A 14,955-nucleotide genomic window follows, 5' to 3' on the forward strand; every position below is an offset into this window, starting at 1 on the left:
AGTTGCGTGCCAGTCCCCGTAGCTATTCCGCTTTATTTTTCCTGGTTAGTTTCATTCTATCTTTTTCATCTACCTCTATAGTGTGCTCTACATGCACAGCTTGTAGGTGCTATCCGCGATCAGAAAGATGTCCCCCGGTTCCAAAAGGTACTCTTTATACGGGGCAATCAGTTCCCCCTTAAGCCACGTGCCGTTGCGGGAACCGAGATCCTTAATACTACAGCCCTCTTTGCGCACCATCAGTTCGACATGCGCTCGCGATACGCCCACTGCCCGCTCGATATACCCGGCAACCTCTTCAGAGCGGCCTATCACAAGGCTACCCGGCTTCAAAGCGATTGTATCCGGCCTATGCGCCTGCTCTCCCTCCGCACCATATCTCTCAAGACGATAAAACCCTGTTGGCGATGGTATTTGGGGCGGAATATCCATACGACTAAGCAGCACGGTTGCAGATTGGGATATCGGCTTACCCATTGCTGGAAGCGAGTTGGAAGAACTCACAGTTACTCCACTCTGATCCATGGCTAGACCCTGGGCTTGCGCTAAGGATATTGAATTCGGCATGACCGGAGAGGATTCCAACTCATCCTTTTGTTGCCCCAAGTTGATCATCTCCGACCATACAGGCATCTGTCCGGATCTATCCTGACTAGCATCTTGCGTCCGTGTGCCGCCTTCATCTGCTATGTCCCGCCTACCCCATCCTCCATTCCAAGGCTCCTTCCAGTTATCAGGTTCATCTGCAGCTGCCGCTTCTCCCCCGGAAGAACGACGGCTTAAGCGACTAATGACTTCAGATATATTTTCATTCACCGGATCGAACCAACCCTTGCGCACAAACAGCAATACGACAATTAGGATAAGCGTAATGCCAATACAAGCATAAAGCCCCCATGAGCTAGGATCATCCAAATAGATAAATTTCCAACAGAACCCTACAACCAGCAAAGCACCAAGTGCATAATAAGTAAATTTGCTGTTTTTTTTGACCGGTTCACGCTCATCATCCGGATTAATTGTAGATGGATTCCACATTTCTGCCAATGATGGCTCTAAATCGGAATCTGCCCGGGCTTGTTCATTCCCGTTGTGCTTCATCCCGCCGGCCTTTACAGATTCATGGGGCTGTACAAACTTTGGTCTATCATGGGGTTTCATCGGGATGGATTGTTCCGTTGGCTGAACGTATTCTCTAATCATGACCGATGAATCTGCCCGGCGCCGCCTGGTGTCAGCTGCCCTAATCAGGTCTACGTCCTTGGCCTCTGATCGATACCCTCCCAACAGATCAAGCAGCATCGTTTTCAGCGCTGATATAGAGAACAGCTCATTCCCGCAGAAGCTGACGATTCTTTGAATTCCGCTGCCCTCAACTGCGGTTACGCTGCTCAAAATACGGGTAATCAGCGTTAACAATGAAAGACCCAGGCTCTCCTGAGCAGCCGTCGATTCGCATGTAGGAACATAGGTTAAGCACAACATCGCTGAAGCAAGCGGTTCTTCAACGAATATATATTCCTCATTTATGATGAAATTGGAGGGAGACAGCAAATACTGATGGCTATCGTCCAGGATTGTGACAATTTGCAGCAGCAGTCTATAGAACTCCTGTGCGCTCAGCTTGTCATTCTTTAAGCATTGGGACAACATACGCTTCCCGGTAATTTCATAATGAAGATTAACTTCAAAATCGATTTCGCGAAGGTCAACCGGAAGCAAGCCGGGAATTTCCACTGAGGCTAACATTGTATGCTGAACGCGATTAATATCCTTCGATTGCAGCCCGCCTTCAGCCTTCAAAATCATATAGGTACCGCCATTCCTCATGAAATCAACTTTAAATGCCGGCATCAAATCCTCCCTCCTTCCTAAGAAAATGTCATAATCGCATATAAGGCTCCCGGGAGAACCGCCAGCATGAACGGCATCTGCAATTGCTTCCTAGCCCCGGCCTGAACCGGGCTTAAGCTGTGCAAAATCAGAATTCCGAACAAGCTATGCATGACATTGCGAATACGTATAATAAATTCTTGCCGGAGGAGCAGCAGAATCATTCCAAGCACCCCCGCAGCTAAAATGGAATACATGAGAATGGATAGAGTCAGGCTCACGCCAAGCCACGCCCCGATTGCTCCAAATAGCTTGACATCTCCTCCTCCTACGGCCCTAAGCAAATACATCAGGAACATCAGTCCAAGGCCGGCCGCAGCCCCTTTCATAGCAAATAGAATCCCTTCGATCCCCCCGGTCGCCGCATGATACACCAGACCGATCATGAACCCGCTAAGCGTGATCTTATTAGGTATCTTCATCGATCTAATATCTGTAATAAATGCCGCAATCAACATAACCAGACACCCCCAATATTCCAATGTCATAGCCGTAGGTCCCCCTCATCACAAATCTTGATTATCAGTCCGTAATCGAGCCGGTATATGGCCTGGTTCACTTATTATTTGCGGGGGCTCTCAACATCGAACTGAGCTGTTGTCTTCACCCCGTCCTCCGTCTCAATAATAAAAGTCCATGTGCCGGGTGTTGTATTACCACCCACCAGCCAATTCCATTCCACTCTGCCATTCTCATCCGCCGTTGCTTCCCCTAAATATTTGGCCTGACTTACACCACTCTTGTAGTACACCGTAAGTTTTGCCGTAGTTCCCGGTTTGATCAAAGCCGCGACCAAGGCTCGGTGCCCGGCGTAAGCTGGCTCCGGCTTAGATAAAATTACTGCAGGCTGGCCTTCACCCTCCGTTCCGTCCCCAACTCCTTGACCAAGCTCATCGGTATCTCCAATCCATAAACGCTCCATAGCCTTCGCTTGCAGTCTGACCGGTTCGTCTGTAAATGGCATGCGAATCGGTAATTCATAGCTGATCTCCAGGCCAAAGTAAGGAGTTCGGCCGCTTTTGAAATCAGGCACGATTACACGATTCACATGCAGCCTCTCCTCGTTTAGCTTCGCATCTGCCAAAAAAGGATGAAGCAGGGGCCCGATTACGGCATCCAGAGCAGCCTCTATAGCATTGTTCTTCAGGTTCTGCAAAGGCTCGTCCCCTTTATGGACAGCGGCCTTAATCCATTCAGAGAGCGGCTCTGGCAGAGCCTCGGCATACTGCCCGGCCCATTCCTCCAACGACAGATTTGGCAGCCTCCAGTCCGATCCCGACTCACTGTTCGCCGCGTTGACCCCTTCCTCATTCGGAATAGCAGAGACCGCCAATGCCACCGGATATATATGAGAGGACACCTGTTTGACCGCATTTGATGCTACTATCTGCATTTGATTAGAGACCACTGTCATCTGAATCATGTAAATAAAGAAAAACATAACGATGATAAATACAGGCATGACCATAGCAGCTTCGAGGACAATGCTGCCTCGAGCATTCTTGCAGCCGCTCGGAGGAGACTCTATCAAATCAGTAGGAGAAGTCCGCTTGTTTATCAACATAATATCGACTTCCTTCCACTCTTCCTTTCAAGGTCCCGGAAGCTCCCAATGTCTTTGCTACTCCCGGCAGAAACCATAGCGGCATCGAGATACTTACTCCTCCTTTTAAATAAGTTGCGCGCTGTTCTACTGGAACTCCGGTATTCCTCCGAATTAACGCCAGCATCCGCGACAGCCTTTGCTCACTCGGGCCATGCATTAGCAGGAAGATGCGCAAATGATCTCTATAGGTCAGCTTCACCTTCATAAAATCACTAAGCTGAATACTTCCTTCCTTGGTTAGCATCAGCATATCTTTTACAGCATGTTCCACCCCGCACAGCAAGGCAGCGGCAAGAATTAGTAGCGGATTACCTTTGTTCAAATTTTTCAGCAGTCCTTCCATTGTCCGAATTGCCAGTCGTAGCGTGAAAATCTCTCCATAGGCAGCAGCGATATTGCCCACCGGATTATGGAATCCGTACAATATGTATTCAACCTCCTGCTTCCCGGGCATGAATGAATCTCCTATTGTGTCAATCACCCCTGGCCCTCCACCGCTGAGCAATTCGTCTAACGTTTCGATATTGAATAGCGAAAAGTACTGTACAGCATATTCTCCCTGAAAAGCAGCATCGGTCATGGATTGCAGTACGTGAGATAGTTCTCCAAAGAAAATATCCATACCGCCCATTGCTTCAGCACCGGCATCGGCCGGGTCGTCACCCGGACCCATCACCGCTACCTCTCTCGCTGAAAAAGATTGATTAAACTCTAAATTGTCGTTGTATAAGGTCTCAAGCTCATCGAATTGCTTCTGTGCATCTTTGAGCTTATCCTTGAGTGCGGAAATTTTGCCGATCAATCCCTTGGCATCCCGTAGCGCCGTCTCAGCCTGATGCTCGATCGACTTGCGCTCCTGATCAGAGGCACGGTGCTGCTCAAGCTGTCTTTGATTATCCTCCAGAACATTGCTGCTGCCTGCTGCCACGTATTTACGCAAATAAGCGCCAGTCGAGCGGTCAAGGCTATCTACGGCTGAATACAATGATGAATCTGAGATGGAAGCTGACAGGACGGAGCTTTCTATGCCTAGGAAGAAGCCTGCCCCGGCATAAAATGAAGTAAAATCAGCCTCTTGTTGCCTGATATCTCCCTCCAGATCTGCCAGCAGTTCGGCAGATAGCAGAAGCGAACCGCTCTGATCGCGAATAGCGGCGATCTCTTGATCAGCTGCGATTGCCTCATTATTGCCTAGACCTTCATGCGCTGCAACCTCATTGTAACCATCAAGTACGGAACGTTTTTCCGCCTCATCAATAGTCCTTTTCATCTGATTATTTATTGCGATAACCTCTTGGAGCAGCTTCCTCGCTTCAGGAAGCAGTACTGCATGGCGCTCTGAAGATTTCTGCCTACTGCGCTCCAAGCTGCTGAATACCCCCGAGGCCCTCGACTGGTACATTTGAATTTCATAGGAGTATTGCCGCTCCTCGGGTTCCCTTAACATATCTTCGTTATATTTAGCCGCAAAATCTGCATATTCCCCGGCAATAGATGAAACCGTTATACCAACGCCACTTGAGCCCACAGAAACGCCTGAACGAGGGATAATCGCTGCCGTTTCCGTCACGGTCTGTGCCGCAGCCCGCTGTTTCTCCAGTATTTCATCCAGCTTGGCTTCCCGCTGATCATACAACTTCTGCAGTTTACTCAGCAGGTCGACGGTATTCGAAGCCTCTTTCATTACCTTCGACATCGGCTTGAAGCGATTTATAATTTCTATCGAAAAATCTATCGGCGCCTTATATTTCATTTCTTCACGAATCTGTTGTTCGAATACTTCATAGGTTCCTAAGGGCCGCAGCAGTTCAACCATCGATGAATCAAGCTTTGCGTTCATTAGCGGAATAACATCGCTTCGCTTCGATATATCCATCTGCTCCTGCAACACCTTGGACATTATATAATTCGCATCAGTATGCCCGAAGGCAAACAGACCGTACTGCTCTACCAGCTGCGGGTCATAGGAAGACAGGACCGACCTTGATGCAGAATGAGCCATCATCTCCGCCTTAGTCTGCAGCGCCGCCATTCTTGTAAAATCAATAAATATGGAGACAAATGCAAATACCGAAGCAAAAATAACAACCAGAAACACGGTAACTGCTCCGCTCTCCGCACGATATCGCTGCTTTTTATGCACCCTGCTTCCCCCTCTTTCAGAAGTGTAATCACCCGGTCTTCACTCATCCTTCATCAACTGGCCGATCAATGCCTATTTCTTGCTGTCCTGAGCTAAGGCTGCTCTCCCTGTTTGCCGAATAACATCAACGCTTTGCCCGCTTCCTTTTGATCCATCTTATCCGCACCGCTGCCTTTGAATTTAGCCCCGTAGTATCTGGCCAAATCCACTGTCCGGATCCATTCCGCCGGTTCGACTACATAAGAGACGGCCCGTCCGGATTGCGTCACATCACCGACCACCCGTTCCAAAGGGACAAGCGGGATCAGTCTGTCCAAGCTTACCTTGACTTTGCGAAGCAGCAGTTTGTTCTCATATTGCATTCTGCCGTGGACCGCCGTCGGAATCGTCGCACCGGTTGTCGCAAGCTTCTTCAGTGATAAGGATCCGCTTCCATCCCCTATCGGTTCGGACGGAAGAGACAAATCCGAAGTAGGCAAATCACTGGACCAGCCAAATATCGACTGCAGCACGCCATCATCTTTAAGCCGCCAATAGAGCGAATCATACTTTCCAGTCTCGTAGACGCCCGTCAGAGGCTTGCGATAGCTGTTATCCCATGAATACGCACTTCGTTCAGCCGCGATCGCTGCAGCTTGTCCAAGGGCCGCGTTCTGATATAAATACAAACAGAAGAACAGCAAGATTAAAATCGCTACAAATATGGAGGGGAAAATGAGAGATGATTCGAGAATAAAGCTCCCCTTCTGATCGCGTATCAGCCTTTTCATAACGGCTTAAGGCTCATCGTCCATAAACTTCTCGGTTTTGCTCTTCGCTTTGCCAAGCAAACTCTCCAAAAGCTCTTTTAATTGCTTGCGGAAGATAATCGCCAAAATAACGATGACAGCAATGATCAAAATCATCTCCAGCATTCCCAAACCATCCTCGTCGTGAGAGAACGCCTTAATCCGTTGTGCGAAAGTATCCAACACCATATATCCCTCCTAATAATTATTGTGTATAAAGTTCCTAATGTCCGGTATAAGTTATCAACAGAGTTGTTGAAATTCCATATCGAAAGAAAACCTGCCTCTGAATCGCGGTCGCTCAGCTTAAATTTGTCTCGGTGGGGTTTCTCATCAAAAGCAAACTTTTCGAACCTGCTAAAGCTCCATAATCATTAGTGCGGGAGCTCCTACCATAAACACGATAATTAAAAACAGCAGCAGCATAGGGAATACGAGTTTTGATGAAGCCTGCTCCCCTAGCGTCTTACTGACGGCTTTGCGGCGTTCCCAAAGTGTATGAGATAAATCCATCAATGCCAGCACAAAGTCATTGCCCCCACGGCGATAATTAAGCAATACGGAGGTTACAAAAGCGGACACCTCCTGAACGCCCAATTGTTTGCTAACCCCCTCCATCGCCTGATGGAAGGAATATCCACCCCCCCATTCCCGCTGCATTCTGAACAATTCACGATAAAGCGGGTGGTGTTCCTCTCCGGTCTTTCGTTCCAGACACCGCTTGATGGCTTGCTGTACAGTTAAGCCCGCCCCAACCAGTAACACTATCTTATTCAGCAGCTCCGGCAGTTCCAGAATAATCTCCCGCTCTCGCTTAACCACTTTCTGATGTAAATCCCTGACGAGAGCCATTGGAATAAGAACGGCCAGAAAGCCAGCAAATATTATAACCGTAGGATCTCCTTCGAGAAGTAGAGAGAACGAACCGCCAACGATGAGAATAAGCCAGCCATACGAGAGCATTTCAGCCAGGAACAGCAAAGTATACTCGCCACCACGCTTATCTCCGCTAATCTTCTGCACGGAACGCTGTATTTTGAAGAAAAAAACAGGGAACCTTTGCGACACTCTCAGCTTCTCCAGCAGGAACAGCATTGGAGGAGCTATAAGCTGCAATCTCAGACCGTCCATTTTCATCTCGCGACAGCCCTGATATTTGGGGCGCGAATTCCGGTACAGCAGCAACCAGGTCAATACCAGTACCGCGACCACTGCAACGTTATAAACCTTCATCGTAGCCTCCTAGACCCGAATATCCATAATTTTGAGCATTAGCCAGAAGCATAACGCGAATACAGTCAATGCAAGAAATGAAATGGCGAGGCCTGTGCCGCTATGCATCGGCAGCATATAATCCGGTGAAGAGAACTCCATAAATACGAGAAAAAATATCGGTGCGGCGGACATCGCTTTCGCTTCGAACCGTTTCTGAGCAATCATAACGCCGATCTCCTGACTAATCTCCAGCTTCTCGCTAATAATTGCGGAGGTGCGCCGGATCACCTCGACCAAATCCCCTCCCGAACGCTTGCAAATCGTGAAGACATCAGCAAAGTTGCTGATATCCTCCAGCCCTGCCCGTTCGCTGAAGTCAAGCAATGCTTCCTCAATCGGCTGACCGTATTCCAGACGGGTGCAGATAATACCAAGCTCGATGATCATATCGCTGGAATTGCCGGGATAGAGCAGCTGCAGATCTTCAATCGCTTCACGAAATCCATTCTCTACCGAGCGGCCTGCCGCCAAGGACGAGGAGAGTGAATAGAGCGCCTGTTTGAAATGAAGTCCAAGCGTCTCCCTTCGCTTACGAAGAAGATAACCGCTCCAATATTTCGGCGCAAAAACAGCTCCACAGGCCGGTACCAGACTAATTAGCCATGAATGAAAGAAGATATATCCTATTAAGAAAAGACCAGCTCCGCCGATCAGCAATACCGATGGCTTTTGTCTCGAAGACAGTCCATAGCTGCGATAATCCGTCAATTGGGGGGCTTGTTGGACGTTGTTCTTCACTACTCCCTTTGCTGCACCGGATCGCTCCAAGCCGTTCATCGATTTGAAACCTCCTCTCATAAGTTCATCCCTTCCACCGAGATGCCGGCCATAGTCAGCTTGTCCGCATGCGCTAACCGCTGTGGAGTCCGTTTCAAACGGCCGATCACTTTACCGTTCTTCTCCGCTTCTTCCTCAAACACATAAAGCGGATGCAGCACCACCTCCCCATCGCTCATCCCGCATACTTCGGATATGTCCAGAACCCGCCGCGAACGATCACGAAGCCGGCTTAAATGAACGATAATATCGATTGCCGAGGCAATCTGTTGCCTGACTACCCCCAGCGGCAAATCAGCACCGCTCAGCACCATCGTCTCCAGCCGACTGATCATATCAATAGAGGAGTTCGCGTGCCCTGTAGACAGACTTCCGTCATGTGCATAATGGTAGTTAATTAACGATATAAAAAAAGACCCCGCTTTAGGGGTCTTTCGTTTATTTATTGCAATAATTATGAATTTTCATTCCATCTAACAACCCCGTTTTATAAGAGGCTCTGCTACTTTCAATGCAAACCTTAAGATAAGCATCTTCAAGGTTTATTAAAATCGGGGCCATTGAGTTTGGCAATTTCATTTTTAGATCCTGGATGATACCAATCAATTCGTCCAAAGTTTCAGAGCAGGCGATCTCGGCTTGCGAAATAATGTCATCTGATCTTTTTTCAACAATTGATTCGATTAATTCGATTGGCATTAATATTGCCTCCTGTCATCATGTTGTTTACCAAACTAAGGAATGGTACAATTTACCTTATATAATCTAGAAAGGTGTTAAAAATGGATCTTCCTGAACCGGGGAGAAGCCGTTTACCTGAACTGCTTACACTGAACAAAATGACCGCTAGACAACTATCCAATCGCATAGGCTGTACCGAAGCCCATATATCTCAGGTTATAAGCGGAAGAAGCTACCTGTCGTATGTACTGGCTTGGAGAACGTCGAGGGTTTTAAATTGTACAATGGAAGAATTGCACGAATCATGAGTCAGGAGCGGCAGAGGCGAGCCCTCTCCCCCGGCAGGACTTAACAATCATTTAAGTTTTGGATATTTATGTATGTCATAAATCCCCTCCTAATGTAGTGTTTACAGTCAACATTAACATTTTTTAATGTCGATTGCTGTCGATAAATGCTAATTAAAATAATTTAATGTAAACGATAACATTATTATAAAACGAACAAATGTTCTTATGTATAAAATATATCATTGCACCTAATTACTTAGAGGACATTCAGAGGACAAATTAAGGCCAAATATTGGATTTGATAATAAAATTCTATCATCTTAAAATAAGAACAAATGTTCTTGAAGGTGATAACATGCCGATTGACCACACCCAAGATGATATACAATATGTAAAGATGTATATACTGCTACCATTGATACTAACAGCATTTGATCGAGATAAAAAAATAATCGAGCAGCACATAAAGACTCCTAGACCATATGTTGGCTTTATTGATACAGCAATGGATAAAGTGACGCTTGATTTAAAAGAGGTTCGGCGCAAATTTAGACTATTGGGATTAAAGGTATATGAAGAAACACGAACAGAATTAGGCATAGAAGCCAAATATCTATGCCGGGGATATCATCATAGCTCTACGTTATTATGGAGTTTTGTTGCAGCTGAATGCAGCGTATTAATGGAGAAATACATGGGGGCGGATATAAATAAGCGTTTTGATCCAACAGTGCCGGGATCGGAGCGTGATTATGATTTACCTACAGACAAAGAAAAGACCACTTAGGATTATTCCTTTGTGGTCTTTAGTGTGATATCAGAAATGAAAATGGGTAGTACAATTTGCACCACCCATGCATATATTAATTTGCTCTTTCTGCTGCGATCCGGTCGCGCTTCCGTGGCAGAGAACGAATAATAGGTTTCCGTTCTAATACTTCTTTGATTTCTTTATAAGCCATACCTTGTTCGATCATTGATGAAATATTGCGTTCTAATCTCTGAACGCTCTTTAATTGTTCATCGTCCAATAAATCACGTAATTCCTCGGTTTTATCTAACAAAAGCTCTTCACGCAACCTCTTAGCAGTCATTCCAAACAAGTGTTTATATACAAGATCAGTAAAATTTCTATATTGAAATCTCTTATTCGGTGATTCTTCGATATTGTCACGAATAGAATCTGTCATATTACGACGATCAACTATCCCGGCTTGGCGTAACACGTCATGACTTATACGTCCTGTTCTAATCGCTTCGATAACATCATATACCCAATCCATAAATTCATCGGCTATAGGCTGGCGGCTATAACGTATAATGTCGAATATTCCTTTGGCCTTGTAAACAAAAGTATCATAATGTTTGCTGTCAGTACTCGACAGTTTGACGGTAACTGAAAGTTTGTCCAAACGGTCCTTGTTACGTTCATGAATCCGATAAATCGCATCTTCAGGTGTTTTATACTGCAATGCCTCACCTATTTGCTTACGAGTCATGTAAACTTCCCCGTGCTTATCTTCGTAAAAATCACACTTGATGCCTAGAAAATTCCCTTGCTTTACTAATCTTAAATTCAACTATACTTACCTCCGTTCTTTTTTAGATCACGGATGCAATATCTTGTTGGGATGATAATATATCATAGAGTTTAAAATAAAACAATGTTCGTATGTTGTTCCCATAAAAAAAGCCTACCAACCAATTAAGGCTAGTAGGCTTCTTCACCGATGCTTTCGGATTTGAAATCATTGTATCACAAATCATTTGGTAAGTGTAGCTGTTTTTGTTTTATTATCCCATTCGACCTTTGCTCCTAAAGCCTCTCCGATAGCGCGTAACGGGACCAGTGTAACGCCGTTATCCAACTTTCCGTCGTCTACCTTCTTACCGTTTACAATTACGGTTACCTTGTCACTCACGGGCACTTGTACCTCCTTCTTTTTTAATCCGAGATACTTGGCAATCCCCAAGACATGACCAGATACAATCGCATCGATAACATCAGACCGTTTAAGCTTGGCTGCATCGGATACCACATCGATAAACAAGTTCTCGGTCAACACTGCTGGCATTTTGCTTTCCCGGACCATATGCAGGTTGGCTGCCTTTTGCCCTCGATCATTAACATTGTACGGCTTGAGCGCTGCCATAATCTCCGAGTGTAAGACGTTCTGAAGCGCTGAAGATGCAGCGGATGCAGATGTATACCGGAACGATTCGAAGCCGCCCGCGCCTCCACCAGCGTTGCAATGGATGGATACTAAGATATCAGCCCCTGCCGCATTCGCTTTATTGGTGCGATCCTTAAGTTCCAGGAACACGTCCGTGCTGCGGGATAGCAAGACCTGTACGTCTTCATACTCGCTTTCCATCCGTTTTTTAATCGCCAAGGACACCGCCAGAGCGATATCCTTTTCCTGCAATCCATTCGCTACCGCTCCGGGATCTTTGCCACCGTGTCCAGCATCTATCCATACTTTCTTCATTCGTTTTCACCACTCTTCTTGGTCTGCTTAACTAACTGATTACCATACACCGCCATAGCGCCGCACAGGATGCCTTGTAGCACGCTTTGAGCAGTAAACCCTAGCAATACCACTGCAAACGCCACTGCGACCACAGTCACGCCATAGATGATCGTCCAGTCCGGTACTTTAGGCGTTTGCTTAAGTACATAGCCGATGATCCAGCAAACTACCACCACAATCAATAATTCCGGGTTAATAAACTCAAGTACTGCGTTCCATTCCATATTCAATCATCCTCTCTTATTTAAGTCCGCCCGATATGATAAATCCGGCAATTGCCAAAATAAAAGCCCCGGCAAATGTACGCCAGAGCCAAGTTAAGCTATTCTCAATCTTGTCTATTCGCTTATGGGCCGACCGCGCCGATGTTAACGCCTCTACTGCTGTTTCGTTGGCAGTAATCGCCCGATCAAGTTTCTCGTTCATACCGTTAACTTTTTCCTCTACTCGCGTTATCCGCTGTAGCGTTTCGGCTTGTACAGGATCGATGTTTGCAGTTGTCATCTTACACAACCTTTCAAATTAAATAGCCCCCGGATCAGCTCCAGGGGCGTAATCTATTAAGCTTTATAATCCTTGCCTGTAATAACCTTAAACTCCGCTGCCGTAATGACGTTAAAGGATACATAAAGCCGGAGCTGTACATCAGACACCCATTTCTTTTCATAGTAGTATGACAGACGCTCGAAATCGCTATTAAACATTTGATTCGCCTCCTGCTAAAATTTTTAACTCCAGGGCTGCCAACATCTGACCAAGTGCCTGGTTTTGTTGATATAAGTCAAGGATAGCTATATCCTTTTTAACCAACTCTCCACCGATAACAGTACTCTGTCGTTTTAGGTCAAGCGTAGCCAAGTCTTGCTTGACCTGTTCGGAGCCAATTGTGCTGACGTCCTCAAGGCGATCATCAGCCTTTCGTGCAACCTGATCTAGTCCGGACGCTAAATCAGCAGTGTCTTGTTTTAACCCTGTAACGTCTTGCTTCAGTTGATCAAGTTCAGACGGTTCCTCCGGCTGCGGCTTGGTCAGCTCCTCGATCTCCTCCGCCGTCAGCCCCTCTGTCCATAATTCCGGCTGTTTAGGTGCGCTATATACTGGTGGCTTATACATTGGCTCATCGTCCCGGTCTTCAGGAGGCTGCGCCAACCATTGCGCCATTTCGGCATGATAAACAGCTTCCAATTCATCCTCCTGAAGTCGATACACCTCTTGTGCTGCGGTTACATCCTTTTGGTACTCTTCCCACCTCGCCAAATCAAAACGCGGTAGATAAAGCCCCGGCGGTACTGGCACACCAACGATATACCCGGCAATCTCCGGTTCAGTCTCTTCCTCTGGTTCTACCGTCTCAATATCAGTTTCAGGCGGCAACTCCGGTTCTGGCGGATCGGCATAAAAAGGGACGACACCATAAAAGGCATCGTCCACAATAGTAACCTCCATGTAGAGGCCATCTATATTTACTCTTGGTACTGCTTTCAATGATCTTCCCTCCTTAATTTAGCGGTATCGATAGTCCCGCAAAAGACAAATACTCATTGCCCGGGGCCGAAAATATTGCTATTGTACCGTCACTACGTATAAACAAATGCGCAATGCTGTACATTCCTTCACCAGTTAAACAAGGGACGCTGACAACTTTTGTCACTCTCGGACTGTATCCATCCGGAAGATGGGCAATGGTTGTACCCGGTGAATAGACTCCGCCCTTAATTAACCCGTCAAAGTATAGATTATTAGAGTCTTTACGAATACATAACGTTGGATACCCACCATAAACAATCCAGGCGTTTAATAGTGTTAATGTAATCCATCCCTGTATATCCTTCTCCGCCTTCTTCATCGCCAGCACCGATACACCGTGTAACGCTTCGGCTACACCCGCCGTTAGGTTGGATAGCTGCGCCTTTTCATTCGTTGCTACTACGCCAGTGATCGGGACAACTGGCGACTTGTCTAGTTTGAGATAGGTAACGCTGTAGGATGCGGACTGGTCGAAATTAGGCATTGGGCAAACTGCACGTTGTCCACCACCGCCGTTATCCATGAATCGCCAGTTAAAGTCTTTACGTTCTTTATTGACCGTGATTAATTGATTTGTTTTGTATTTCAGCATCGAGCCAAGAGCGCCCGGATCGTTAATTAGGTAGTTTTGATAAGTCGCATCGTAAACAACATTTGCCCGTTCCCGTAACACAATCCCCGTACCTACTTCTACCACGTTATCGCCTTCGTGGAGTGTCAGGCAGCCTTCTGATACGACTGGTTCGACGGATTCTTTGGCGAGACGGTAGAGTAGGTTGTACGGTGTGTAAACACGTCCGCCACTATCCGAACCTGCGTTTGTAGTAGGTAAAACAGTTGTACCTCCAATCCACGCGCCACTACCTATAACATTTGATGGATCAGTGATTTTACCCCAAAATTTAACTTCTCCTGTCGCTCCCGTATACAATTGTCCACTATTACCGTTACACATCCTCCACCCGTTAAAATACGCCTTAATCTCGTCCGCTGTCGGTGTGTATGCGTCTCCCCATCCGCTGTCGGTGTTGGAAACAGATATATAAAAATATCCGTTTCCAGGTAGGAGTTGATACTTATCTACTATGCTGTTCGAGTCGGCTACTTGTAATACTGTTCCATCATATTTTGTAACCTTAGAGTTTGTACTATCAGCAGTTACTCCGTCCGATACGGGATAACGAACTTGCTTAAATCCCGGCTTATTAGCATTTATTGCCCAGTTCAAATACCCATCCAGAACAACCTTCTTCCACTTCGCCAGTTTGAAATATTGCCCGTTTTGCTCAAACAATTCGTCAGGCTCGGCGCCCGTGTCCGGGTTAGCGTGTAACTCTGTCTGGAAGGCAAGCATAGAGTCTTCGCGCGGTTGGAATGGCTTGGGTTCAGTGCCGAGTGTGAGCATCGGGTTTGCAATGGAATATACTACATCCTGTCCAATTGA

At 46.5% G+C, this 14,955-nt stretch carries 17 protein-coding genes and 2 pseudogenes; 2 read left to right on the forward strand and 17 right to left on the reverse strand.

Going from position 1 to position 14,955, the window contains the following annotated elements:
* Positions 1 to 87 precede the first annotated feature (87 nt).
* The 10 genes and pseudogenes from DMN77_RS22985 to DMN77_RS23030 form a co-directional block, all read right to left on the reverse strand.
* Positions 88 to 1,854 carry a DUF6382 and FHA domain-containing protein gene (locus DMN77_RS22985; protein ID WP_179016406.1) on the reverse strand — a complete coding sequence of 589 codons (1,767 nt, stop codon included), beginning with the start codon at positions 1,852 to 1,854 and terminating at the stop codon, positions 88 to 90.
* A 17-nt stretch (positions 1,855 to 1,871) separates the two neighbouring features.
* On the reverse strand, positions 1,872 to 2,381 hold the full coding sequence (locus DMN77_RS22990; protein ID WP_068779985.1) for an A24 family peptidase: 510 nt from the start codon (positions 2,379 to 2,381) through the stop codon (positions 1,872 to 1,874).
* Positions 2,382 to 2,455: 74 nt separating this feature from the next.
* Positions 2,456 to 3,457, reverse strand: a complete 1,002-nt coding sequence (locus DMN77_RS22995) for a TadE/TadG family type IV pilus assembly protein (protein ID WP_179016407.1) — start codon at positions 3,455 to 3,457, stop codon at positions 2,456 to 2,458.
* On the reverse strand, positions 3,426 to 5,642 hold the full coding sequence (locus tag DMN77_RS23000) for a hypothetical protein (RefSeq protein WP_179016408.1): 2,217 nt from the start codon (positions 5,640 to 5,642) through the stop codon (positions 3,426 to 3,428). The genes DMN77_RS22995 and DMN77_RS23000 overlap by 32 nt, the downstream gene beginning before the upstream one ends.
* 92 nt (positions 5,643 to 5,734) lie before the next feature.
* On the reverse strand, positions 5,735 to 6,412 hold the full coding sequence (locus DMN77_RS23005; protein ID WP_179016409.1) for a TadE/TadG family type IV pilus assembly protein: 678 nt from the start codon (positions 6,410 to 6,412) through the stop codon (positions 5,735 to 5,737).
* Between the two features lie 6 nt (positions 6,413 to 6,418).
* Entirely contained in the window at positions 6,419 to 6,619 is a 201-nt protein-coding gene (locus DMN77_RS23010; RefSeq protein ID WP_068779982.1) for a Flp1 family type IVb pilin, read from the reverse strand.
* A 168-nt stretch (positions 6,620 to 6,787) separates the two neighbouring features.
* Entirely contained in the window at positions 6,788 to 7,663 is an 876-nt protein-coding gene (locus DMN77_RS23015; RefSeq protein ID WP_179016410.1) for a type II secretion system F family protein, read from the reverse strand.
* A 9-nt stretch (positions 7,664 to 7,672) separates the two neighbouring features.
* On the reverse strand, positions 7,673 to 8,482 hold the full coding sequence (locus DMN77_RS23020) for a type II secretion system F family protein (protein WP_179016411.1): 810 nt from the start codon (positions 8,480 to 8,482) through the stop codon (positions 7,673 to 7,675).
* A gap of 17 nt (positions 8,483 to 8,499) precedes the next feature.
* Positions 8,500 to 8,862 (reverse strand): annotated as a pseudogene (locus DMN77_RS23025) (CpaF family protein); the annotation flags it as partial.
* A 58-nt stretch (positions 8,863 to 8,920) separates the two neighbouring features.
* Positions 8,921 to 9,181 (reverse strand): hypothetical protein, encoded by a 261-nt coding sequence (locus DMN77_RS23030; protein ID WP_179016413.1) that lies wholly within the window; start codon positions 9,179 to 9,181, stop codon positions 8,921 to 8,923.
* An 83-nt stretch (positions 9,182 to 9,264) separates the two neighbouring features.
* Between DMN77_RS23030 and DMN77_RS24330 the strand changes: the two genes are divergently transcribed.
* On the forward strand, positions 9,265 to 9,471 hold the full coding sequence (locus DMN77_RS24330; RefSeq protein ID WP_179016414.1) for a helix-turn-helix transcriptional regulator: 207 nt from the start codon (positions 9,265 to 9,267) through the stop codon (positions 9,469 to 9,471).
* Positions 9,472 to 9,808: 337 nt separating this feature from the next.
* Positions 9,809 to 10,240, forward strand: coding sequence for a YhjD family protein (locus tag DMN77_RS23040; protein WP_179016415.1), 432 nt, complete (start codon positions 9,809 to 9,811; stop codon positions 10,238 to 10,240).
* A gap of 76 nt (positions 10,241 to 10,316) precedes the next feature.
* Here the strand turns inward: DMN77_RS23040 and DMN77_RS23045 are convergent, their stop codons facing one another.
* The 7 genes and pseudogenes from DMN77_RS23045 to DMN77_RS23075 all read right to left on the reverse strand — a co-directional run.
* Positions 10,317 to 11,033 (reverse strand): BRO family protein, encoded by a 717-nt coding sequence (locus DMN77_RS23045; protein WP_179016416.1) that lies wholly within the window; start codon positions 11,031 to 11,033, stop codon positions 10,317 to 10,319.
* Positions 11,034 to 11,216: 183 nt separating this feature from the next.
* The gene (locus DMN77_RS23050; RefSeq protein WP_179016417.1) at positions 11,217 to 11,942 is read right to left on the reverse strand and encodes an N-acetylmuramoyl-L-alanine amidase; all 726 of its coding nucleotides are present in this window, start codon (positions 11,940 to 11,942) and stop codon (positions 11,217 to 11,219) included.
* The gene (locus DMN77_RS23055; RefSeq protein ID WP_179016418.1) at positions 11,939 to 12,208 is read right to left on the reverse strand and encodes a phage holin family protein; all 270 of its coding nucleotides are present in this window, start codon (positions 12,206 to 12,208) and stop codon (positions 11,939 to 11,941) included. The genes DMN77_RS23050 and DMN77_RS23055 overlap by 4 nt, the downstream gene beginning before the upstream one ends.
* 16 nt (positions 12,209 to 12,224) lie before the next feature.
* A complete protein-coding gene (locus tag DMN77_RS23060) occupies positions 12,225 to 12,488 on the reverse strand; it encodes a hemolysin XhlA family protein (RefSeq protein ID WP_218653103.1) in 264 nt (87 codons plus the stop codon).
* Between the two features lie 56 nt (positions 12,489 to 12,544).
* Entirely contained in the window at positions 12,545 to 12,688 is a 144-nt protein-coding gene (locus DMN77_RS23065; RefSeq protein ID WP_082790001.1) for an XkdX family protein, read from the reverse strand.
* Entirely contained in the window at positions 12,681 to 13,469 is a 789-nt protein-coding gene (locus DMN77_RS23070) for a hypothetical protein (protein WP_179016419.1), read from the reverse strand. The genes DMN77_RS23065 and DMN77_RS23070 overlap by 8 nt, the downstream gene beginning before the upstream one ends.
* Positions 13,470 to 13,482: 13 nt before the next feature.
* Positions 13,483 to 14,955 (reverse strand): annotated as a pseudogene (locus DMN77_RS23075) (hypothetical protein); the annotation flags it as partial.

Origin of the sequence: Paenibacillus sp. 79R4 (assembly GCF_013393165.1) — a bacterium.
Taxonomy (GTDB): domain Bacteria; phylum Bacillota; class Bacilli; order Paenibacillales; family Paenibacillaceae; genus Fontibacillus.

Excerpts from the sequence above, each read along its gene's own strand:
- DMN77_RS23055 (WP_179016418.1), bottom strand. The coding sequence starts at position 12,208 with ATGGAATGGAACGCAGTACTTGAGTTTATTAACCCGGAATTATTGATT.
- DMN77_RS23040 (WP_179016415.1), top strand. The coding sequence starts at position 9,809 with ATGCCGATTGACCACACCCAAGATGATATACAATATGTAAAGATGTAT.
- DMN77_RS22995 (WP_179016407.1), bottom strand. The coding sequence starts at position 3,457 with ATGTTGATAAACAAGCGGACTTCTCCTACTGATTTGATAGAGTCTCCT.
- DMN77_RS23065 (WP_082790001.1), bottom strand. The coding sequence starts at position 12,688 with ATGTTTAATAGCGATTTCGAGCGTCTGTCATACTACTATGAAAAGAAA.
- DMN77_RS23015 (WP_179016410.1), bottom strand. The coding sequence starts at position 7,663 with ATGAAGGTTTATAACGTTGCAGTGGTCGCGGTACTGGTATTGACCTGG.
- DMN77_RS23060 (WP_218653103.1), bottom strand. The coding sequence starts at position 12,488 with ATGACAACTGCAAACATCGATCCTGTACAAGCCGAAACGCTACAGCGG.
- DMN77_RS23010 (WP_068779982.1), bottom strand. The coding sequence starts at position 6,619 with ATGGTGTTGGATACTTTCGCACAACGGATTAAGGCGTTCTCTCACGAC.
- DMN77_RS23020 (WP_179016411.1), bottom strand. The coding sequence starts at position 8,482 with ATGAACGGCTTGGAGCGATCCGGTGCAGCAAAGGGAGTAGTGAAGAAC.
- DMN77_RS23050 (WP_179016417.1), bottom strand. The coding sequence starts at position 11,942 with ATGAAGAAAGTATGGATAGATGCTGGACACGGTGGCAAAGATCCCGGA.
- DMN77_RS22990 (WP_068779985.1), bottom strand. The coding sequence starts at position 2,381 with ATGACATTGGAATATTGGGGGTGTCTGGTTATGTTGATTGCGGCATTT.
- DMN77_RS24330 (WP_179016414.1), top strand. The coding sequence starts at position 9,265 with ATGGATCTTCCTGAACCGGGGAGAAGCCGTTTACCTGAACTGCTTACA.
- DMN77_RS22985 (WP_179016406.1), bottom strand. The coding sequence starts at position 1,854 with ATGCCGGCATTTAAAGTTGATTTCATGAGGAATGGCGGTACCTATATG.
- DMN77_RS23005 (WP_179016409.1), bottom strand. The coding sequence starts at position 6,412 with ATGAAAAGGCTGATACGCGATCAGAAGGGGAGCTTTATTCTCGAATCA.
- DMN77_RS23030 (WP_179016413.1), bottom strand. The coding sequence starts at position 9,181 with ATGCCAATCGAATTAATCGAATCAATTGTTGAAAAAAGATCAGATGAC.